Genomic DNA, 22,830 nt, shown 5'->3' on the forward strand with positions numbered 1-22,830 from the left:
AGTATTTAATCACTTTGATTTATTAATATATTAATTAATTTATCTGTTGCGTAATTCTCGTCAAAAAGTTCTTCCGCAAGACGTCTGCTTTCCAACCCCATTGATACGATATTTTCAGGGTTATTGACAAAAAAGGCCATAGCATCAGCAAGCTCATTAACAGTCCAGGGAGGAACTATCAAACCGTTCAGACCATCGCGAACAGTCTCACGGCAGCCAGGTACATCAGTAGTGATCACTGCCCTGCCTATAGCCATGGCCTCTTGTGTGCTACGTGGGATACCCTCTCGATAAGAAGGCAAAACAAAAATGCTCAATCCTTCCAAATAACTTTTTACATCAGAAATTTGCCCAAGAAACTCTATATGCCCTTCATTTTTCCATGCACTTATTTGCTCTTGGGTAATGCCGCCTGGGTTATCATCAATCGCTCCTGCGATACTAAATTTTACATATGGATATTTTATTTTAATGATCCTGGCAGCCTGTACAAATTCCCTAACTCCTTTTTCAACAAGGAGACGCGAAACCATTCCAAAATGAATGTTACTCCGGTTAGGTTTTTTGTACGAGTACTCATTAAGATTAACACCAATCCCACCAATTACTTCAGAATCTGAGATGAAAATTTTGTTTTCCATAATGAGTTCGTTATAATCATCAGAATTTAAAAACAAAACTTTCTTCGCTCTTGGCAATGTCACTTTATAAAGAAAAGTTTGGACTAATCTTAATATTTTTTTCTTATAAGAATCCTGACCTTGGTGTTTTGTATAACAAAAACCGAGTCCCTCTAATAGATTATAAATATTTTTTACACCCGCTAACCTAGCAGCTAGCGTGCCGAAAATAACAGGTTTTGGGAAAAAACAAAAAACGACATCAGGTCCTATATTTCGTATTTTTTTAGATAATGCTACTGTATTCAACATATCTAAAAAAGGATTCATACCCGATCTCGAAAATTTATACTGATCGGGTATAGCGCCGAACATTGAAATTTGACGGAATTTTTCCTCATCGCGATCCATGGTTAATGTATGAACTGTTACTCCCATAGAAACAAGACTTTCGATAAGTTTTTTCCTAAAAAGGATAATGGTATTAGATTGATTTCCAATGAGCAAAATTTTCATTAAGTATCCTGTTTCATTCTATACATGCTCAACCATTTGCTAACGACAGAATCGATGGAGAAATTATTTATAATATGATTCCTATTGTTAGTTTGTAAAATGCACTTACGTTCTTCCGTTAACCCTTCAATTTCAATAATTTTATTTGCTAATGCCTTAGGGTTTGAAACAGGTACAATAAAATCATTATTGCCAATAACTTCTTTCACACCTCCAGCATCAGTACTAACAGCGATTCGCTGACAAGCCATAGCCTCAGCAACAACTAAACCAAAACCTTCCCATGCGGAAGATAGTACAAATAAATCACAAGCAGAATAGTAATCTTGCACTTCATTTATGCTTCCCAGCAATTTCACACGGGATGCCAAATTATAATCTTTTATCTTCTTCTCGAGTACAGTACGGACTTCTCCCTCACCTATAATTACTAGTTTATAGTGCTTCGGCAATAAATTAAATGCATCAAGAAGATTCGGGTAATCTTTAGCAGGGGTTAATCTTCCAACAGAAAGAATCATAATCTCTTCATCTTCAATACATAATTTCTTTCTGAGTATCTTACGTACTTCGCTACTAAAATTAAAAACGTCCGTATCTATACCATTATAATTAACAAATGATTTTGACGATGAAAATGATTTTAATTCAATGAATTTTTCCAGAGCCTCCTGACTGACATTTGTATTTATATCACATAAATGATCGGTAACACGGTACGCTAACATGCGAAATCTACCGCCTTCGTTTTTACTATGCGCAGTACATATAAGATTAAAATTACAGCCAGATATTAAACGTACCATTCTTGTCATAATATTGGCATGGAACATATGGCTATGAACAACATCTGGTTTAGTATCTGATATTATATTACGTAGTTTAAATAAGCTAGATAAAAAGCTAATAACCGTTTTCTTCATATCTAAACAATAAATTTTTATGTCCTTCCTCGCAGGTGTAATTACTGCATTACCAGAAAGAGCTACTATCGTAACATTATGCATTTCCTCTGCGAATCTATCGGCTAATAAGCACAACTGCCTTTCAGCACCTCCCAAGCCGAGTCCTGTTATAACAAATAATATATTCATTTTTTAATCTCGTATAAACGACATTGTATATAGCGCATTAGCATTTTAGCTTTTTTGAAAAAGCTTACTTCTCGCTTTAATTGATCTAAATAATATAAGCCAAAGCCTTTTGGGTTTGCTTTGAGTTGTGCAGAAAAATTTTTAGAAAGCCCATCATCCAAATATTCGCTTAAATATATAGCTTTGACTTTATGATATTTTATAAGTGCGCAGTCAGTGATTTTATTCCAAATAAACAACTCAGGAACAAACTTTTCATTTTCATAAGAAGGGAATGGGAATTTTAATAACATTTCTCTTTTAAAACAATATGCCAAATCACCCGCAAATAAATGTCCCGCTTCAGTTGCGCGAAGATAACAGACATCAGTAGTAACGGCAGAATCTAAATTATCACCAATTACATCCCCATTAAAATATGCTCTACGAAATGCAACTCCAGATATAGCTTTGTTTTCGGTTTCAACTTGTTGAAGACTATCAGTAATAGAAGTTATAGCATCTGTAGTTAAGGCATCGTCACTATCAACAATAAATACATATTCAGAATTACATAATTTAACACCAGTGTTTATTGCTTGTGGCTTGCCTAAATTTATCTGTTTGTGATAAAATATATTAATAATATTCTCTTGTTGAAATGATTCTATTAACGCTTGTGTGTCATCCTCACTACCATCATCTATGACAATCCACTCAAAATCTTTTGTTACCTGATTAAGTAATGAAATATATAATCGCTTAAGAGTATAAGCACGATTATATGTGGGTGTTAAAATTGAAATCATTTACTAAAGGTCCTTCTAAGCATACATTTTAATAATAACTTTAACCGGCTATTATTAAGTCTAAAGCCATATTTTACTAGAAAAACCAATTGTAAAAACTTATTTTTAGCAAAACAAATTTTAAAAAATTTATCAAAATCATTTTTCACTTCCTTTGATAGAAGATACTTATAATTGTCATAAAATGATTTTTTTACGATAAAGTGTTCTTTAGAAAGTAGGTAATCGACTTTTGAAGATAATTTAGCACGGATTCCATTATTGAATGTTTTTTGTCCAGTCACTGCCTCAGCATGTTGTCGATAAAGCATTAATTTTTTTGGTAAAAAATATACATATCCTACAGCATGAGCAATTAAGCTTACTATATCGTCGTGCAAATGAACATAGCCACGGTAGTCAGTAATAATATTTACCATTGCTTTATTAAACATAATTGAACAACCCTGATAGCCACCATTAAAAAACAAAAAATCTTTTAGACTATCAGCGTGATTATGAGAAATGCCTGAGAAATCTATATCGCCTGTTTCATCATCAAAAGCATATCCATCAGTATAGATAATACAGGGTAGATCACAGGTAGCTAGCCCCTTATTCTCTGCAAAAGAGAACATAGAACTCAATTTATTTTCAAGCCAAATGTCATCCTGATCGCAAAAAATGGCATAATCTGTTTGCACATATTTTACTGTAGAAAGGAAATTTTTTCCGGTACCAAGCCTTGTTATTCCATCTTCGATAAGATTAATACGGCTATCATTTAACTGCATTTTCTTTATGATGCTAACAGTATTGTCTTTAGAACCATCATCATGAATATAAAGTATCCAGTCCTTATACTTTTGTTGCTGCAACGAAAGGAGCTGATTCTCAATATGCTCACCACCGTTATAAGTCGCCATTAAAATAGTTATTCGTTTATTTTGCATTTAACTGTAAACCGCCATAAAATATATATACAGATAATTAATTTCATGTTGCCAGAGAAATTTGTTATTAAGGTTTCCGCAAAAAAGGAAGTAAACAGCCCTACAGCAAGAACAGCATATATAAGCATCGCGACTGGGCTGTCTTGCCTTGCACAAATATAAACTGAAGCGTATATTACCTCATAAAACATCGCTCCAAAAGCGACTCCGTATAAAGAATAATCCTGAAAAAAAGGTTGCATCACAGTGAAAACATTAGTAGGAACCGGCACATTTACATATTCCATTATTGTTTTTACAGGCTCGGTAGAAGATAATCCTAATTTATATAAAATTGCAAAAATAAACCTAAAAGTATATATCCCTGAATCACCACTACTATCCAATTCAGATAACTTACTCAATGCCAAAAGCGGGGAGTATATATATACACCTAAAACTGAACTCACAGTAGCATTATCTTCAGAAGACATTCTTATGAAATGTAAAAGAAGAATAGTAACAGTTATTATTGGAGCCAAGAGGAATAGTTTCCTCTTGTTCAAACCAACTGTCATTTCACGAATTATTAGGTAAATTAGAATCGGTGTGACGATAGCAAACTTCCCCATAGTGCCAATACAAAATAATAAAATCCATAATAAAATAGAATACTTATTTTTTTTCGTAGTATCAGCCAAACAAACTATAGCAAATATTGCCACCATAACTGGATATACTGCCGTCAGTAGAGTAAACTTTACTCCATCATAATCATCGATTATGTTAGCCAAGCGGAGATTAAGGAAAAAACTTGCCGGCCCTCCCTTACCTACATTATAAATCTCCCAAACTGAATAAAGAGATAACGGCAATACAACAATCCAATATCGACTACATACATACCTTTTATTGATAAATAAACTTCTGCTATCAGTAGTGAGAACAACCAACTCCCCTATCATCAGAATAAAATAAAGAATTGAATACCAAATAATGAAAGCATAAAAACTTATTTCAGAAAACTCATTAAAATCATCATATGCAAATAGACCAACAATACTAACTAAGAACCATGCAAAACAATGAAGTGATAAGGGAGATGTTAAATTAGTTTTTATAAAATAAAGCGCAACAAATATTCCTAAAGAGGAAATGATTGCAAGTAACAAAACATATATCATGGTTAGCCTTTATTTCATCACTGTAATTTAATGATAAAATTACCGTCTATCAATGCTTTTATCAACAATTGATAATATTAAATAGTCAACAAACATCCTTATGGACCATGCAAACGCGGCACCCATTATACCATAATGTTTTATAAAAAAATAAAGCATCAATAAGTATGGCACCAATTCAAACATATGTATATACGCCGTAATTTTTGCAAAGCCGCGAGACTGAATACTCGCAAATGGAATTTGAGCAAGTGAATTAAAAACAAAACCAACCAGAAGAATAGTCAAAATTATTGAGGGAACACCCGAAAAACTATCCCCCATCCAAATAGTCATAAACTTGTCACCAAGCAAAGTGCCCAGTAACAAAATAGGTAAAGTAACAACCAAAAGAATTAGAGAAATTATTCTTTTATTTTTCTTTCTATCAATTGCAATATTGGATGCACTTAGACGCGGAAAAATCGCTCTGGCAAAAGCACCGGGTATAATACCTAGCCTTGCAATTATTTCAGCTGGCGCAGTATAAAAAGCAACAACTGAAGCCCCCAACTGATTAGATACTATAAATCGATCAAAATACGCCATTATTGGGCTAATAATATTACTGACTGTTATCCAACCACCAAACATAAGCAGCCGTTTTAGAGTTGTAAGGCTAAACTTTAGCAAGGAGTTAATTATTATTTTTCGACACAAATAGAAAGCAGCGATAAGACAACATATACGTGAAAACACCAACCCCCAAATAGCTGATTCCAAAGATGGAACGAAATAAATAAAAATAACTGGAAGCAGAGAGAGTAATGAACCTGTAATAGATTTATATACATTCAGTATTGCAAACCGTTCTTCTCCTTCAAGTACGGCAAGCCATATTTGAGTAACCAAAAAAATTGGTATCGACAGCGCTAATATCCCCATCGAATGTACAACATGTAAATATTTATCTTGACTAATTTTTAGCAAATTTGTTATTTCATTACTAAATATGTATAGAATCGACGAGGCAATTAGCCCCATTATAATGACCAATAGTGATGATGTGAATATAATCCTTTGTTTTTCTTCAGTATCATCTCGAAAAATTGATACTTCTCTTATCACTGCACGAGATAGTCCTACATCAAAAATACTTGCATATCCGACAATTGCCATAGCGAGTGTAAAAACACCAAATATTTCTGCCCCCAACACTCGTCCTAATATACCTAGCGCGGGAATGGTAATTATAGCAGGAATAATATATCCAGCAATATTCCAGATACTATTTCTTATTACACTCATTTAAACAACTCATCTTCTGGAATATTTACCAACAGAGGAGCGCCTTGATCTTTTGATGATAAATTCAAATTACCTTTATAGGGCCATTTTATATTAATTTGTGGATCATCATATCGCAACCCTCGCTCTGATTGAGAGTGATAATAATTTGTGGTCTTATACACAAATTCTGCACTTTCACTTAATACCTGAAAGCCATGGGCAAACCCTTCTGGAATCCAGAGCTGACGTTTATTTTCTGCCGACAAATTCACTCCAACCCATTGACCAAATGTTTTAGAGGACTTTCGTATATCAACTGCAATATCATATACCTCCCCAACTATACAACGGACTAATTTTCCTTGAGCATATGGGTTTAGTTGATAATGTAACCCCCGAAGTACACCTTTAGATGATTTAGAATGATTGTCCTGCACAAAGTTGACTTTGTGCCCAACTGTTTCCTCAAATATTTTTTGACTAAAGCTTTCATAGAAAAAGCCACGATCATCACCAAAAATTTTAGGTTCAAATATAAAAACACCAGGAATATCTGATTCTATTACTTTCATCACTTAATAACCTTTAATCATTTTTTGTAGATACTGACCATATGCATTTTTGGATAGTGGTGCCGCTAATTTTTTAACTTGGTCAGCGTCTATAAAGCCTTTACGGAAAGCAATCTCTTCAGGGCAAGACACCTTAAGTCCCTGACGTTCTTCAATTGTTGCTATGAAATTACTGGCCTCAATAAGACTTTGATGAGTGCCGGTATCTAGCCATGCATATCCACGACCCATCATCGCAACAGAAAGACGCCCTTGCTCCAGATATATGCGGTTAATGTCTGTAATTTCCAGCTCACCACGAGAAGATGGCTTTAGATTTTTGGCCATATCAATCACATCATTATCATAGAAATAAAGACCGGTAACTGCATAGTTACTCTTAGGGTCTAATGGCTTTTCTTCCAGACTTATGGCGATCCCGTCCTTATCAAACTCCACCACACCATAGCGCTCAGGATCATTAACATGGTAGGCAAAGACTGTAGCACCATCCTCTTTATTTACTGCAGCTTCAAGCTGCTTCGGCAGGTCATGTCCGTAGAAGATATTGTCACCCAACACCAAAGCGCAGCTATCACCACCGATAAACTCTTCACCGATGATAAACGCCTGTGCCAGGCCATCTGGACTTGGCTGGACTTTATATTGCAGATTCAGTCCCCACTGGCTTCCATCACCCAGCAACTGTTCAAAACGAGGTGTGTCTTGTGGAGTGCTGATAATAAGAATATCTTTTATCCCAGCCAGCATGAGTGTTGACAGCGGATAATAAATCATTGGTTTGTCATAAATTGGCAGTAGCTGTTTACTCACCGCCATGGTCACAGGGTACAGACGAGTGCCAGAACCACCGGCCAGAATAATACCTTTACGCGTAGCCATCTTTTTTTCTCTATATAAAATATCAAATGCCCATATGAGGGCATTTATCTCATTAAATGGATTGAGTCGTAAAAAGTTCAGCGAGCATCCGTTTTACGCCAATATCCCAGGAGGGCAGTAAAAGACCAAAATTCGCCTGAAACTTCTCGGTGTTCAAGCGTGAATTATGCGGTCGGCGTGCTGGCGTTGGGTAAGCCGATGTTGGAACAGCATTAAGCTTTTCAATTGCCAACTCAACCCCCGCTTTTCTGGCTTCATCAAACACCAGTGCTGCATAGTCATACCAGGTTGTTGTATTCGAGGCGACCAGATGGTAAAGGCCAGCAACTTCTGGCTGCATCATTGCGACACGGATAGCATGCGCTGTGCAGTCTGCTAGCAATTCAGCGCCCGTTGGTGCACCAACCTGATCGTTGATAACGGAGAGTTCCTGACGTTCTTTTGCAAGCCGCAACATCGTTTTAGCGAAATTGTTGCCCTTCCCGGCATATACCCAACTGGTGCGGAAAATCAGGTGCTTAGGACAATGCGCCTGCAATGCCTTTTCGCCTTCGAGCTTTGTCTCACCGTAAACATTCAGCGGAGCAGTCAAATCCGTTTCACGCCATGGCTTTTCACCGTCCCCCGGGAATACATAGTCGGTAGAGTAGTGAACAACCCATGCGTCAAGCTTAGCGGCCTCTTTGGCTATCGCTTCAACGCTAGTTGCGTTGAGGAGTCTGGCAAAATCAGGCTCAGACTCTGCCTTATCTACGGCCGTATGCGCTGCGGCGTTAACGATAACGTCAGGTTTAATTGCACGGACCGTTTCCGCGATTCCTTCAGGATTGCTAAAGTCCCCGCAATATTCTTTAGAATGCACATCGACTGCTATCAAGTTACCTAGCGGGGCAAGCGCACGCTGAAGTTCCCACCCCACCTGCCCTGTTTTACCGAACAGAAGAATATTCATTATTAACGTTCCCCGTAGTTCTGCTCGATCCAACTTTTATAAGCACCACTTTTCACGTTGTTAACCCAATCCTGGTTGCTCAGATACCATTCCACGGTCTTTCGAATTCCGCTTTCGAACGTTTCCTCTGGCTTCCAGCCCAGTTCAACGCCAATTTTATGTGCATCAATGGCGTAGCGACGATCATGACCGGGACGGTCAGCCACATACGTAATCTGATCGCGATATGACCCCTCTTTCGGCACAATTTCATCCAGCAAATCACAAATGGTATGCACTACGTCAAGATTCTGCTTCTCGTTATGGCCGCCGATGTTATATGTTTCACCCGGTTTCCCTTCAGTGACAACGGCGTACAGTGCACGTGCATGATCTTCTACATACAGCCAGTCACGGATCTGATCGCCTTTACCGTAAATTGGCAGAGCCTTACCCTCCAGCGCATTCAGGATAACCAGCGGAATCAGCTTTTCCGGGAAATGGTACGGACCGTAATTGTTTGAACAGTTGGTGACAATGGTCGGGAAACCGTAGGTACGCAGCCAAGCACGCACAAGATGATCGCTCGAGGCTTTTGACGCTGAATATGGGCTGCTAGGTGCATACGCGGTAGTTTCAGTGAAGAGTGGCAGCTCAGCTGATGCCGGGTGCTCATCAGGATGCGGTAAATCACCATATACTTCGTCGGTAGAGATGTGATGGAAACGAAACGCTTTCTTCGCTGTCTCATCCAGCGTTGACCAGTACGCACGAGCGGCTTCCAGAAGAACATACGTGCCGACGATATTGGTTTCGATAAACGCTGCCGGGCCGGTAATAGAACGATCGACGTGACTTTCGGCGGCCAGATGCATCACCGCATCAGGCTTATGCTTTGCAAAAATGCGCTCCATAGCGTCTTTGTCGCAAATATCCGCATGTTCAAAGGCATATCGGTCGCTGTTACTGACTTCACTCAGCGACTCAAGGTTGCCGGCATACGTCAGCTTGTCCACGTTGACGACGTCATCCTGGGTATTTTTAATAATATGTCGTACAACCGCTGAGCCGATAAAGCCGGCCCCGCCCGTCACAAGAATTTTCACGTTATCTGTTCCGTCTAGTGTATATGTCTGGATACTGGCGCTCTGAAACCTGAACAATTATTAACGGTTTCAGAAATTGAGCACGCTACCGCCCCTGGCTTAACAGCTACCAGTGCACTGAGCGTTTTTTGATTAAATGATTTTCTCTTGTCTGGATACAGACAAGAAACTGGCGTTAATTGTCGTCCTAAACGACCTCAGAAACAAGCACAAATCGTTACAAATCAGAGCAAAACACAATCAGATAACTCCATGTTATTACAGGGATTAATAACAAAAAGCGGCAATCCTCATTATGGTTGTGTAACAACAACCACAATGCGGAGTGCCGCTTTTTCAATGCGTGGTGAGGACTTAGTCGTTTGCCAGCAACTTCTCAATACGAGTTCTGAACTTCGCCCCTTCCTTCAGGTTACGCAGACCATAGTTCACAAACGCCTGCATATACCCCATTTTCTTACCGCAGTCGTAGCTGTCGCCGGTCATCAGCATCGCGTCAACAGACTGTTTTTTCGCCAGTTCAGCAATCGCGTCGGTCAGCTGAATACGGTCCCAGGCGCCTGGTTCGGTTTTTTCCAGCTCCGCCCAGATATCTGCGTTCAGAACATAGCGGCCCACCGCCATCAGATCTGAGTCCAGCGTCTGCGGCTGATCCGGTTTTTCGATGAACTCAACGATGCGGCTCACCTGCCCTTCCGTCTCCAGCGCTTCTTTCGTCTGAATCACGGAGTACTCAGAGAGATCGCCCTTCATGCGTTTCGCCAGCACCTGGCTGCGACCCGTTTCGTTGAAGCGCGCCACCATGGCCGCCAGGTTGTAACGCAGCGGATCGGCAGACGCGGTATCAATGATGATGTCCGGCAGTACGACAATAAATGGGTTATCACCGACAACAGGGCGAGCACACAGGATAGAGTGTCCCAGACCCAGCGGCTGCGCCTGACGCACGTTCATTATGGTAACGCCCGGCGGACAGATGGACTGTACTTCTGCCAGCAGCTGGCGTTTGACGCGCTGCTCAAGCAACGCTTCGAGTTCGTAAGAGGTGTCGAAGTGGTTCTCAACCGCATTCTTGGACGAATGGGTAACCAGGACGATTTCTTTGATCCCTGCAGCAACAATCTCGTCGACAATGTATTGAATCATTGGCTTGTCGACGATCGGCAGCATCTCTTTAGGAATGGCTTTTGTGGCTGGCAGCATATGCATGCCCAGGCCTGCTACCGGAATGACTGCTTTCAAATTAATCATTATTTCTTCCACCTTAAAATGGTTGACGAATTATAGCTCTTAAACCTGTTTTCGCCAGCATGATTTGCCGTAATTCATGGGTAATGTTACGCCCTGGCACTACAAATTTCCGTAGTTGTAATCTGATTAGATCACGTTTTTATGCCAGGAATAGTCTCAAAATTGACGACTGGCGATTATCTGTGCGGAAGCGCAAAGTTCAGCCGTTCCGTATTCACCACCTGCTGGTCGACCCGGTCAATATCCACCGAGCTTTGCCCCTTCTCATTCACCGCCTTTATGTTCGCCAGCGACAGCAGCGTCTCGTCTTTCGCCATAAATTTACCCCGCACATCTTTGCGCAGGTCGAAATTTATCTTCAGCGCCGGACCCACAGCGGCTTCCTGCATCACATTGATATTCCGTAAAAAAAGATGCTGAGGCTTGTTGTGCAGTTCCAGCGTTGCACGCTGCATTTGCACGTTGGTTATTGCGACAAAGGAGGTGGCGTTGCCGGATGAAATCTGTATCCCGCGCAATTTATACGCAAGCTGTCGATTATCGAGGTGAATATTATTGAGCTTAAAGTTTTGCGGAATGGATAAATAATCGCCTTTTATCACCCCGTAGCCGATTAACATTCCCGCACTGTTGACCATGTCGACATTATCAATAATGAAATTATCACAGCCATAAATGGCCACCGTGGCATTGTCTATTCCCGCCTTTTTACTGAAGTCAGGGGTAATATTTTTGGCCTTTATATTACGGATAACAAAATGCTTACCGTTTTCGACGTGCACCAGCTGGCGACAGTTGCTGCCGGTGATATTGGCCACGACGAAGTTCTTCACGGTTTGCTTTTCCGGGTAGTCGTTATCATAGGTGCTGCCGGCGAGGCCAATGCCGATGCCCCAGTTGATCTTGCCGTTGGTGCAGTTGATGTTGTCGATGACATGATCGGAGATCAGGATATTACGATCGTTAATGGCCACGTTCCACTCAATCGCATCGCCCTGCAGATGGCTAAATTTGCTGTTGATGATGCGGGCGCCGTCCACCTGGTTGTGGAACCCCTGGCGCAGGATGGCGTAGTTGGCCTGACTCACGCTGATGTTATCAATCAGCAAATTACGCATCACGCTGGCATTCTTGCCGCCAATGTAAATCTGCGCCACCGGGCCAAAACCGCTCATCGCCAGCCCTTTAATGACGCAGTCAGAGCCGCGAACGTCAAGCGTAATGTTCTCCGTGCGCCCGGCTCCCTCGCCGATCACCCTGCTCCCTTCCTGCAGAACAAAGCGGCCGCGTCCGTTGCCGGTTAACGCCCCGCGGATCAGCAGCGTTTTTCCGTCGGGAATGAAAATGCCCGTGTTGATGTTTTCACAGGTCAGCCCGGCAGGGACAACGACCGTGTCACCGTCATTAAACGCCTGCTTAAACGCGGCAATCCAGTCGTTGTTATTGTACTGATTAACAGAGACCGTTCTTCCGGCTGCCGCACGCGCAATGCGTGACGACAGCAGCGGCGTGGCAGCCAGAACGGACAGAGAAGAGACAAAGGTGCGTCGGGTAATCTTTTTCAGCATACATCCTCGGCGTTACAGCGTTTGCAGCAGGCTCGCGAGCTGGCGATTGATCACCTGCTGGTTAAAATCGGTTTCCACTTTTTGGCGGGCATTGTGCAGCACGGGCTCCAGCGCCTGCTGGTCGATGTCGCTGAAGGCCGCTAAGCGGTCGGCAAGGGCCATCGCGTTATTCTCCGGCACCAGCCAGCCGGAATGATCGGATTTGATCAGCTCCGGGATCCCGCTGTGCAGGGTCGACACCACCGGAATACCGACGGCCATCGCCTCCATCAGCGCCACCGGGATGCCTTCCATATCGCCATCGGCGCCCGTCACGGAAGGCAGCAGAAACACGTCCGCCTCATCGAGCAGGGTTTTAACCTCATGGCTCGGCTTAAAGCCCGGCATCTCTACGACATCTTCCAGCTGATACTGTTCGATGAGCGTCCGCAGACGGCGCTCCCACGGCCCAATGCCGAGAATGCGGTAGTGGAAATCCACCCCGCGCGCTTTCAGCTGGCGGCAGGCTTCAATGGCCACGTGCAGGCCTTTCTTCTCGGTCAGACGCGCAACGGAGATGATCTGCAGCGGTTTGCCCGGCACCTTCACCGGGCGGCGGGTAAAGCGCGTTAAGTCCACGCCCATGCGCGAAACGGCAATTTTATCTCCCGGGCAGCCCATGTTTTTCAGGCGTCCCGCCCACAGATCGCTGATGGGCAGCATCATGTCGCCGCGCCTGAAAAGCTGCTGATACTCCGGCGTATAGTGGTTCAGCACCTCGCGGCTGGAGATGTCGATACCGTGGAAAATGGTTGCTATTTTGCCGTCAATCACGCCCAGTTCCCGCAGCTTCGCGGCGGTGACGCCCGCCGGGCCAAAGTGGGCGATAAACACGTCGGCGCGATACGGCCGCGCAGTTTGGCCGCAGATGGCCGAGAGGATCAGATTGCGGGATTCGGACCCATAACGGGAAACATTCAGCGCCCGCCAGGTTGACGCGCGGTGGATCCCGCGTAAGGTCTGGCTGGCCCGGTGGCGCAGCTTGCTCAGCTTCCCGGACGGCTCATCCTGCAGCCAGCGGGTTTTCGCCGCCAGCCCGTACTGGGTATACGCCGCATGGGTGTTTTGGGTATCGCCCTTTTGCAGGGCGATAATCTCCACGTCATATCCCATGTCGATAAACGCGGTGATTTGGTTCAGAACAAAGGTCTCAGACGACAGCGGAAATTTCAGCAAGAAGAAACCAACCTTCATTTCCCCTCCCGCACGCGGTCGAGGACCGATTTCACCATCCCAATGCCCTTCTCGCGCTCGGCCTTCACCGCCACGGACAGCCGTTCATTGATAGCGGGCAGTTGACCAAGCGTGTCGCCCACCATCGCACCCAGCGAACCGTCCAGCAGATGACGGATATCCACGGCCATTTCCGGCATGCCGAGCTGCTGCATGATCCCGGCGGACTTGTGTTCGTAGTTAATGGCAATCGCCGGGGTACCGAAGTTCATCGAGATAATCGCCGAGTGCAGGCGCGTGCCGACGGTCAGGTCGCAGGCGGAGAGCAGCTTGCCCATCTCCAGGTCGTTCAGCTCGTCCATCACCACGTGATAGCGGGACGGATCGTTGACCAGGTTGCGCAGGTTCAGCGCCACCATGCGGTCATCTTTGTTGTAGCTGTCAATACCGGTGCAGGTGGACAGCGCCAGCACCTGGTACCCGCTGTCCAGTACGCGGTTAACCACGTCGGCAAAGGCTTTCTCGTACGCCGCCTGCGTGGTGCCTAAGCGTTTATCGAAGGGCGCCAGTTCGCGCAGCGTGATAGCGACGGTTTTCTGTTTCGCCGCCACGTCCAGCCAGTGCTGCACCGCGTAGCTTGCCTGGAAGCTGTCGTCCTGGTGATCCACCAGCCAGGCGGTGTCCACGCCGTGCTCAACTTTGGTGGTGTCAATTTCGCTGCGCTTCATCATCTCAAGGCTGACCGACTCGCGCAGGATCAGCGCGTCGCAGTGGCCGAAGACGTAGTTCGCCAGCTGGTTAAACTGCGGATCCTGGAAAGGCCCCACGCTGTGGCCAATCATAAACAGCGGCTTTTTCGCCATGAACGTACACAGCGCATGCTCAAACTGCGGCACGCCGTAGAGATCGACGAAGAACGAACCGCCCACCTGAATAATCGCGTCATAGCCGGACAGCAGACGAACAAAATCGGTAAAGCCCTGGGCGATGGCGATGTTGCGCAGCTTGCCGGTATCGGTCACGCGGGAAAGCAGCACCTGGTGCTGGTAGCGACGACGCAGCACCTTCTTCACGCGCCCCATCACGCCCGCGGCGTTGTTATGCTGTTTCATCTGGCTGTAGAGCGGGTCGCCCATCACCGGGCGGTTCAGTAACCAGGATGAGCTGACCGGATAACGGCTCATCACGTCCACTTCGGTCTCAGGCTTAAGGGTGTTAATCGCATCCAGTAAACCGCGCAGGATGGCGCTGTCGCCACGGTTGCCGCAGGTATGGTTGCCAAGAATTAATAATTTCATATTGGCCTCTTAAATAACTAGCCTGCGCGAAGCAGCGTTTTCATTTTTTCGTTACGGCAAAACTGGCGCTTCATCTCTACCACCAGCGCATTGCGCGACAGCACAATCATCACGCCAAACGCCAGCGCCCCTGCGGCCACCTGCACCGCCAGCAGCGCGGCCAGCGGCAGGTGACCGCTGAGGATGATGCCCAGACCGTAGCTCACCGCCAGGGTCGGCAATGAGAGGTAGAACGGCAGCCACAGGCTCAAAATGTACTGACGGTAGCTGGAGCCCAGCACCGGCTTGATCATGATGAAGTAGCTCAGAACGGTATTGACTACCTGCACCAGCAGGAAGCCGAGCGTGACGCCAATAGCGCCCGCCATATGCCCGCCGACGATAATCGCCGGAATAAACAGGAAGGTTTTGAACACGTTGAACTTAAAGCTGATGTCCACCCGCGCCTTCGCCATCAGCAGAGAACCAATCGGGTTCCCCACGGAGCGCAGCAGTCCTACCACGCAGAGCAGCTGCAGAATTGGGATGATGCCGTTCCACTTCTCGCCAAACACCAGCGGCACGAAATTGCTTGAAACCACCATCAGCCCCAGCAGCACCGGGAAGTTGATAATCCCCACTACGGAAAGCAGCTTGTAGAAGTTGACGCGCAGCTTCTCGGTGTCGTCCTGAATCTTGGCAAACGCCGGGAACAGCACGCGGGTGATGATCGGGTTGAGCTTCATCGGCGGCACCACCGCGACGTTGTAGGCCAGGTTGTAGCCCCCCGCCACGCTCGCGCCGAGAATACGCGCCAGCACCAGCGTCGACAGGTTGGTATTCACATAGTTGATGATGCTGTCCGCCGTCAGCCACGCGCCAAAGCGCAGGTTGGACGAGACGGACGCCAGAGAGAAGTGCAGCCCGGGGCGGTAAATCTTGCGGCCGAAATAGCCAAACAGCAGGGTACGCACGGCAGAGTTGACCAGGTAACCGAGGATGGCGGTCATCGCCAGCGGCCAGAAATGGGCGCTCACCACGGTGAAGGTAAAGCCCGCCAGCACGGCGCTGGTCTCGATCATGCCGATCTTGTTGAACTCCAGCTCTTTCTGCATCAGCGCGCGGAACTGCTGCCCGTGCGGGATCACCACGAACGCAAACGACAGCGTGCGCATCAGCGGAGCGAGATCCGGGTTGTGCAGCACGCTGGCAATGGTGTCGCTCAACAGGAACACCAGCACAAAGACGAAAATTCCCAGGCCCACGTTCAGCCAGTAGAGCGTGGTCAGCTCCAGATGGCCGATCTCCTTGCGCTGGATAATCGAGTTGGCAATACCAAAGTCAGACAGCGTATCGGCCAGCGCGATAATCACCAGCGAGACGGTCAGCAGGCCGAACTGATGGTTATCGATAATGCGCGCCAGCACGGTCATCTGCACCAGGCCGAGGCCAATGATGACGATGGTCGCCATCGCTGACCACTTGGCGCCGCTGATGGTTTTTTCACGTAAGCTCATCTTAGTACGCCGCTTTGTTCACGAAGCCTTTGAAGATGGTCAGAAAAACAATCTTGATATCGAACCAGAGGCTCCACTCGCGGATGTACTCCAGATCGAACTCGATGCGTTTTTCCATTTTTTCCAGCGTGTCGGTTTCGCCGCGCCAGCCGTTGATCTGCGCCCAGCCGGTAATGCCCGGCTTCACCTTATGGCGCAGCATGTAGCCTTCAATCAGCGCGCGGTACTGCTCGTTATGCGCCACCGCGTGCGGACGCGGGCCCACAATCGACATCCCGCCGGTAAAGACGTTGATAAACTGCGGCAGTTCATCCAGAGAGGTGCGGCGCAGGAAGTTCCCCACGCGGGTCACGCGCGGATCGTTCTGCGTGGCCTGGGTCACCACCTTGTCGTTTTCCATCACCTTCATGGAGCGGAATTTCCACACCATAATCGGCTTACCGTCCATGCCGTAGCGGGTCTGGCGGAAAATAACCGGGCCGGGAGAACTCAGCTTCACCGCCAGCGCGATGCAGCACAGCACCGGGGAGATGAGCAGCAGAATCAGCGATGAGAGCACGATATCTTCCACGCGCTTGAGCACGCGGTTAATGCCCGACAGCGGCGTGTCATATAGCGGTACCACCGGCACGCCGTTCACCTCTTCAATTCGGGAATGCAGGATATTGAAGGTAAACACGTCCGGGATCAGGATCACCGAGCAGGTGGTGTCCGCCAGCTCGCGCATCAGCTGCTTGATGCGGAATTCGTCGCTCATCTGCATGGCGATATAGACGTTGTGAATTTTACCGGCCTTCGCGTCTTCAATAAGCTGGTCGTAATTGCCCGCCCAGTCCGACGGCACGCCGCCCGGCTTCGCGTCGTGATAAATCCCCACCACTTCAAACCCTAACCACGGTTCGTTGCGGAAGCCGTCGAGCAGCACCTTCCCGACCGGCAGATCGCCTGCCACCGCCACAAAGCGACGGTTATAACCGCGGTTGCGCAGCCAGCCTGCGCCAAAGCGGATCAGGGAGCGGCAGACCACCATGCCGACGCTGGTCAGCAGATACCAGCTGAGGTAGGTCACGAGGCGGTTATCAAAATCATGGCTGAACGCCACCAGGCCGGCGCTGAAAATCAGGCTGAGAGTCCAGTTCTGCAGCAGCAGCATCAGTTCGGTGGTCATTTTGACGCCGCGCCACGAGCGGTAGAAATCGGTCATCCCGCCGATCATCTGAAACACGACCAGCGCAATCAGGGCCATCAGCAGATGCATATATAAGAACGGCAGCCCGCTGATTCGACACACTGCCCACAATCCACCGACCATGATGGTGATATCAGAAAAACGCTGCACCATAGAGATTAACGATGCATTCGTTCTCGCTCGTTCGCGTTTTTTTAGATTCGTCATCGTTGTTCCTTTAGTTCTAAACCTTACCCCTCACCCTAACCCTCTCCCCAAAGGGGAGAGGGAACTTGAACACCCTCTCCCCTTTGGGGAGAGGGCTGGGGTGAGGGGCAATTGTTACTGATTCAACAGCGCCAGAATGTCCTTCGTTCGGGCTTCCATCAGCGCCGCGTCAGCGCGAGACTCCACGTTCAGGCGCACCACCGGCTCGGTGTTCGACGAGCGCAGGTTGAACCGCCACTGCGGGAACGCCATGCTGATGCCGTCCGTACGGTCAATTTCCAGCGCGTGAATCGCAAAATGCTGCTCCACGCGGGCAATGGCCTCGGCCGGCTGCGCCAGCTTGCTGTTGATCTCCCCGCTCGCCGGGAACGCCGCCATGCGGTCGCGCACCAGCTCGCCCAGCGTCTGGCCCTTCAGGCACAGCAGCTCGGTCACCAGCAGCCACGGGATCATCCCGCTGTCGCAGTAGGCAAAATCACGGAAGTAGTGGTGGGCGCTCATCTCGCCGCCGTAAATGGCGTCTTCTTCACGCATACGCTCTTTAATGAACGCGTGGCCGGTTTTGGACATCACCGGCGTGCCGCCTGCGGCAGACACCACGTCGACGGTGTTCCAGGAGAGGCGCGGGTCATGAATGATTTTTGCACCCGGGTTCTTCTCGAGGAACGCTTCCGCCAGCAGGCCGACAATGTAGTAGCCCTCGATGAACTGTCCGTTCTCGTCGAAGAGGAAGCAGCGGTCGAAATCGCCGTCAAAGGCGATGCCCATATCCGCGCCGTGCTCAATCACCGCGTTGCGGGTGTCGTCGCGGCACTCCGGCAGCAGCGGGTTAGGAATACCGTTCGGGAAGTTGCCGTCCGGGGTGTTGTGCACCTTGACGAAGGTCACCGGCACGTTCAGCGCCTTAAAGCGGGCTTCCAGGGCATCGACAACCGGACCGGCCGCGCCGTTACCGGAGTTAATGACCAGCTTCAGCGGCTTGAGGTTCGCCACGTTGATGTAGCCGAGCAGGTGGTCAATGTACTCTTTCTGCAGGTTGATTTTTTTGTAGCTACCGCGCTTCGCCTCGTTGACCGGCGGGAAATCGTTGGCTTCCGCCAGGCGCTGCACGTCGCGCAGGCCGGTGTCGCCGCTGATAGGACGCGCGCCCTTGCGCACCAGCTTCATGCCGTTGTAGTCCATCGGGTTGTGGCTGGCGGTCACTTCGATACCGCCGTCCACGCCCAGGTGGAAGGTGGCAAAGTAAATCTCTTCGGTCCCGGAAAGACCGATGTCCAGCACGTCCACGCCCGCGTCCTGCAGCCCTTTCGCCAGCGCCAGCTTGAGGGATTCGCTGGTCAGACGCACGTCGCCGCCCAGCACGATGGTCTGCGGTTTTAAATATTCGCCGTACGCGCGGCCAATGCGCCACGCGATGTCTTCATTCAGCTCTTCGCCCAGCCTGCCGCGAATATCGTAGGCTTTAAAACAGGTTAATTTTTCCATGATGACCCCTTTTTCAGGCAACAGTCGGCCCTGACCACTAAATGGCCAAATTAATTTTTTTGTCATTCGTAGGCCCGGCAAGCGCAGCGCCACCGGGCATAATGCAGAGTGCTACACCCGCCCGTAGCGGTCCTGGAAGCGCACGATATCGTCCTCTTCCAGATACGAGCCGGAGCGCACCTCAATCAGGTCGAGAGGAATTTTCCCCGGGTTCTCCAGACAGTGCGTCGCCCCCAGCGGAATATAGATGGACTCGTTTTCGCCGAGCAGTTTGACTTCGCCGTCAATGGTGACTTTGGCCGTACCTGCGACCACCACCCAGTGCTCGGCGCGGTGGTGGTGCATCTGCACCGACAGCCCTTCGCCCGGCTTCACGGTGATGCGCTTCACCTGATAGCGTTCGCCCGCGTCGATGGAGTCATATTTCCCCCACGGACGGTACACTTCGCGGTGAATGTGGTGCTCGTGGCGACCGTCGGCCTTGATCTTCTCCACCACTTTTTTAACGTCCTGCACGGCGTTACGGTCGGCAATCAGCACGGCGTCCTTGGTCTGGACCACCACCAGATCCTTCACCCCGACCGTAGTGACCAGGCCGGATTCGGCGTAAACGTAGCTGTTTTCCGTTTTGTGGCTAATGACATCGCCGTGATGGACGTTACCCTCCGGGGTATGGGCGCTGATCTCCCACAGGGAGGACCAGGAGCCCACGTCGCTCCAGCCCGCATCCATCGGCACTACGACGGCGTCTGCCGTGCGCTCCATTACCGCATAGTCAATGGACTCTTCCGGGCAGGCTAGGAACGCCTCTTCATCCACGCGGATGAAGTCGAGATCCGGGTCCACCACCGCCATCGCTTTCTCGCAGGCGTTCAGAATATCCGGGCGGTATTTGCGCAGCTCTTCCAGATAGCGTCCGGCGCGGAACAGGAACATCCCGCTGTTCCAGTAATACTCCCCGCTGGCAACGTACGCCTGGGCGGTTTCCAGATTCGGTTTTTCGACAAACTGCGCCACGTCAAAGGCGACGCTGTCGCCTTCACCCGGCGTCACGCTGCCGCGGCGAATGTAGCCGTAGCCGGTTTCCGGCAGATCCGGCACGATGCCGAAGGTGACCAGCTTGCCGCTCTCGGCGTAAGGAATGGCCGCACGCACCGCGTCGCGGAACGCGTCTTCCTGCTGGATCACGTGGTCTGCTGCGAGCACCAGCATCAGCGGGTCGCAGTCCGGGCTGCTGCGCTTTGCCGCCAGCGCCGCGAGGGCGATAGCTGGCGCGGTGTTACGACCGGCAGGCTCCAGAATGATGTTTTCGGTGAGTTTATTCAGCTGGCGAAGCTGCTCGGCAACGATGAAGCGGTGCTGTTCGTTACAAATCACCACCGGGCTTTCACACTCCACGCCGTGCAGACGGTTTACCGTCGTCTGCAGCATGGTGAGATCCCCTTTCAGGCAGAGGAACTGTTTTGGATAGAGCACGCGGGACAGCGGCCACAACCGGCTACCAGAGCCACCAGCCATCACAACCGGATACAAAGTGGTTTGACTCATGATTTATCCCCGTATATCTGCAATAAATTGGCTCAGCACGTTCTCTTTCTCGAGCGTGCGTTCGGCATATTCACGTGCCACCGTGTTTACTTTTGGCATGGCAAGCGCTTGCTCAATGCCGGAGACCAGCGCCGGGACCGATTCCGGCTCCACGCACACCGCAATCCCCGGGTAGCTGTCGCACAGCTGGCCTAATTCAGTTTCGGCTTCGGCCGTAATCACCGCGTTACCGCCCACTGCCAGAATGTTGGTCAGCTTGGACGGCAGCACCGCGTCCGCCGCGCCGCGTTTTTGTACCACCAGATGGCAGTCGCCCATCTTCAGCAGCGCAGGCAGCGCCTCGTAAGACTGAAGCGGGAAGAACTTCACGTTGGTCAGGCCGCGTTCGCCGACCCGTTTTTCCAGCCGCGCCTTTCCCCCGCCCTGCCCGACAATCACAAACATCCATGGATGTTCTTTCAGCAGCTGAGCCGCCTCAATCACGTTCTCAAGGCCCTGCTTTTCGCCGATATTGCCTGAGTAAAGAATGATTTTTTGGTCATCAGGCAAACCAAGCTGCGCGCGCAGCGCCTGAGCGTCCTGCTCCGTCACGTCGCGAAAACGCGTCACTTCGGACCAGTTCGGGAAGAAAATCACCTTCTGTGCCGGGACGCCCTTCTCCTGCGCCTTGTTCATCATCGAGCGCGAGATGGTCGAAACGTAATCCACGTTGTGCAGACCGCTGCGCTCAAAGGCGCTGGCGAGCTTCGCCACCTTGCCGCCTTTGCTTTTGCCTGCCATCCCCAGGCCCAGCATGGCGTCAACTTCATAATCCTGAATGTGCAGCAGGGTGCGCGCGCCGGAGAGTTTGCCCAGCAGGCGCATGCCCGGCGTGCAAAACAGCGTCGGCACCACGCCGATGATGCGATCCGGCTTCCAGCGACGCTGCGCCATCAGCGGGAAAAAACTGCTCAGAGCAAAGCTGCCAAGATGCAGCAGCCGCTTCAGCGTCGAGGGCTGCTTAGGCACATACAGCGGGCAGCGCCAGACGGTCGCTGCACCCTCTTCACGACGGTAGCGCCAGCTTGAGTAGCGCTCCCCGACTTTCCATTCCGGGTAGTACGGCGGCGCGGTAATGACCCGCACGTCATGTCCCTGGCTCGCCATCCACTCGACCATCTCGCCGGTGTATTTCCCGATGCCGGTGAGCTCCGGCGAGTAGTTGATTCCGTACACGAGGATCTTCATAGGCCCGGCACCTCAGCCTGACGTTCCACGAGGAAATAGGCACGGCTGTTATCATGCACATTGTCGCTTGCCAGCAGCGCCTCTGGCGTCTGCCAGCGGTAGTCGTCATGCTGGGCATCAGGCAGACGCAGGTCTGCCTGAGTCACCTTCAGGCGGAACCCCAGCACGATGTAGTGCGTGGTGAACCCGGTGCCTGAAAAGTTATCGTCATAGAAGTGCTGCCAGACCCCGTAAAACTGGCCCGCTGCCATCGGCAGCTGCAGGCCCAGCTCCGCCAGAGTGAGACGCTCAAACGCGTCATGTAGCGTCTCATCCTTCTGCACGCGCCCGCCGGGCACGAACCAGAAGCCCCGTGCAGGGCGGTTGGTTCGTTTCCCCAGCAAGAACTCGCCGCGTTCGTTCTCCACGATCAGATCAATCGAGATGAGCGGAGTGGAACGCACCACCGTGGCAAAATCTTCCTGACTTAAAAACAT

Annotated in this window: 20 protein-coding genes; all 20 read right to left on the reverse strand. The window is 49.0% G+C overall.

Annotated features, from left to right (window positions below):
* Positions 1-5 precede the first annotated feature (5 nt).
* The gene (locus tag ACJBF3_RS00470) at positions 6-1,136 is read right to left on the reverse strand and encodes a glycosyltransferase family 4 protein (RefSeq protein ID WP_045328115.1); all 1,131 of its coding nucleotides are present in this window, start codon (positions 1,134-1,136) and stop codon (positions 6-8) included.
* Complete coding sequence (locus tag ACJBF3_RS00475; protein ID WP_045328114.1) at positions 1,136-2,230, reverse strand: glycosyltransferase; 1,095 nt, start codon at positions 2,228-2,230, stop codon at positions 1,136-1,138. Before ACJBF3_RS00475 ends, ACJBF3_RS00470 begins: the two co-directional genes overlap by 1 nt.
* Positions 2,227-3,018: a glycosyltransferase family 2 protein gene (locus tag ACJBF3_RS00480; RefSeq protein ID WP_045328113.1), complete on the reverse strand. Its 792-nt coding sequence runs from the start codon at positions 3,016-3,018 to the stop codon at positions 2,227-2,229. The genes ACJBF3_RS00475 and ACJBF3_RS00480 overlap by 4 nt, the downstream gene beginning before the upstream one ends.
* Entirely contained in the window at positions 3,015-3,950 is a 936-nt protein-coding gene (locus tag ACJBF3_RS00485) for a glycosyltransferase (RefSeq protein ID WP_406544601.1), read from the reverse strand. Before ACJBF3_RS00485 ends, ACJBF3_RS00480 begins: the two co-directional genes overlap by 4 nt.
* A complete protein-coding gene (locus ACJBF3_RS00490; RefSeq protein WP_274533063.1) occupies positions 3,932-5,101 on the reverse strand; it encodes an O-antigen polymerase in 1,170 nt (389 codons plus the stop codon). The genes ACJBF3_RS00485 and ACJBF3_RS00490 overlap by 19 nt, the downstream gene beginning before the upstream one ends.
* Before the next feature lie 51 nt (positions 5,102-5,152).
* Positions 5,153-6,400 (reverse strand): flippase, encoded by a 1,248-nt coding sequence (locus ACJBF3_RS00495; protein WP_045328110.1) that lies wholly within the window; start codon positions 6,398-6,400, stop codon positions 5,153-5,155.
* Positions 6,397-6,954: a dTDP-4-dehydrorhamnose 3,5-epimerase gene (gene rfbC / locus ACJBF3_RS00500; RefSeq protein WP_072049995.1), complete on the reverse strand. Its 558-nt coding sequence runs from the start codon at positions 6,952-6,954 to the stop codon at positions 6,397-6,399. The genes ACJBF3_RS00495 and rfbC overlap by 4 nt, the downstream gene beginning before the upstream one ends.
* Before the next feature lie 3 nt (positions 6,955-6,957).
* Positions 6,958-7,836 (reverse strand): glucose-1-phosphate thymidylyltransferase RfbA, encoded by an 879-nt coding sequence (gene rfbA / locus ACJBF3_RS00505; protein ID WP_045328109.1) that lies wholly within the window; start codon positions 7,834-7,836, stop codon positions 6,958-6,960.
* A 52-nt stretch (positions 7,837-7,888) separates the two neighbouring features.
* Positions 7,889-8,788 (reverse strand): dTDP-4-dehydrorhamnose reductase, encoded by a 900-nt coding sequence (rfbD, locus tag ACJBF3_RS00510; RefSeq protein WP_045328108.1) that lies wholly within the window; start codon positions 8,786-8,788, stop codon positions 7,889-7,891.
* A gap of 2 nt (positions 8,789-8,790) precedes the next feature.
* The gene (gene rfbB, locus ACJBF3_RS00515; protein ID WP_045328107.1) at positions 8,791-9,873 is read right to left on the reverse strand and encodes a dTDP-glucose 4,6-dehydratase; all 1,083 of its coding nucleotides are present in this window, start codon (positions 9,871-9,873) and stop codon (positions 8,791-8,793) included.
* A 354-nt stretch (positions 9,874-10,227) separates the two neighbouring features.
* Positions 10,228-11,124 (reverse strand): GalU regulator GalF, encoded by an 897-nt coding sequence (galF, locus tag ACJBF3_RS00520; protein ID WP_032641615.1) that lies wholly within the window; start codon positions 11,122-11,124, stop codon positions 10,228-10,230.
* 176 nt (positions 11,125-11,300) lie between these two features.
* Positions 11,301-12,692, reverse strand: coding sequence for a colanic acid biosynthesis protein WcaM (wcaM, locus tag ACJBF3_RS00525; protein WP_045328106.1), 1,392 nt, complete (start codon positions 12,690-12,692; stop codon positions 11,301-11,303).
* A 12-nt stretch (positions 12,693-12,704) separates the two neighbouring features.
* Entirely contained in the window at positions 12,705-13,925 is a 1,221-nt protein-coding gene (gene wcaL / locus ACJBF3_RS00530) for a colanic acid biosynthesis glycosyltransferase WcaL (protein WP_045328105.1), read from the reverse strand.
* A complete protein-coding gene (wcaK, locus tag ACJBF3_RS00535) occupies positions 13,922-15,202 on the reverse strand; it encodes a colanic acid biosynthesis pyruvyl transferase WcaK (RefSeq protein WP_045328104.1) in 1,281 nt (426 codons plus the stop codon). The genes wcaL and wcaK overlap by 4 nt, the downstream gene beginning before the upstream one ends.
* Before the next feature lie 17 nt (positions 15,203-15,219).
* Positions 15,220-16,698, reverse strand: a complete 1,479-nt coding sequence (gene wzxC, locus ACJBF3_RS00540) for a colanic acid undecaprenyl disphosphate flippase WzxC (protein ID WP_045328103.1) — start codon at positions 16,696-16,698, stop codon at positions 15,220-15,222.
* Position 16,699: 1 nt separating this feature from the next.
* Positions 16,700-18,094: an undecaprenyl-phosphate glucose phosphotransferase gene (wcaJ, locus tag ACJBF3_RS00545; RefSeq protein WP_045328102.1), complete on the reverse strand. Its 1,395-nt coding sequence runs from the start codon at positions 18,092-18,094 to the stop codon at positions 16,700-16,702.
* Between the two features lie 114 nt (positions 18,095-18,208).
* A complete protein-coding gene (gene cpsG / locus ACJBF3_RS00550) occupies positions 18,209-19,579 on the reverse strand; it encodes a colanic acid biosynthesis phosphomannomutase CpsG (protein ID WP_047716180.1) in 1,371 nt (456 codons plus the stop codon).
* Between the two features lie 111 nt (positions 19,580-19,690).
* Positions 19,691-21,127: a mannose-1-phosphate guanyltransferase gene (cpsB, locus tag ACJBF3_RS00555; protein WP_045328100.1), complete on the reverse strand. Its 1,437-nt coding sequence runs from the start codon at positions 21,125-21,127 to the stop codon at positions 19,691-19,693.
* A 3-nt stretch (positions 21,128-21,130) separates the two neighbouring features.
* On the reverse strand, positions 21,131-22,354 hold the full coding sequence (gene wcaI, locus ACJBF3_RS00560; RefSeq protein ID WP_045328099.1) for a colanic acid biosynthesis fucosyltransferase WcaI: 1,224 nt from the start codon (positions 22,352-22,354) through the stop codon (positions 21,131-21,133).
* Positions 22,351-22,830, reverse strand: coding sequence for a GDP-mannose mannosyl hydrolase (locus ACJBF3_RS00565; RefSeq protein WP_045328098.1), 480 nt, complete (start codon positions 22,828-22,830; stop codon positions 22,351-22,353). The genes wcaI and ACJBF3_RS00565 overlap by 4 nt, the downstream gene beginning before the upstream one ends.

The organism is Enterobacter sp. PP-008-ECC_S150 (genome assembly GCF_045257065.1).
GTDB lineage: Bacteria > Pseudomonadota > Gammaproteobacteria > Enterobacterales > Enterobacteriaceae > Enterobacter > Enterobacter chengduensis.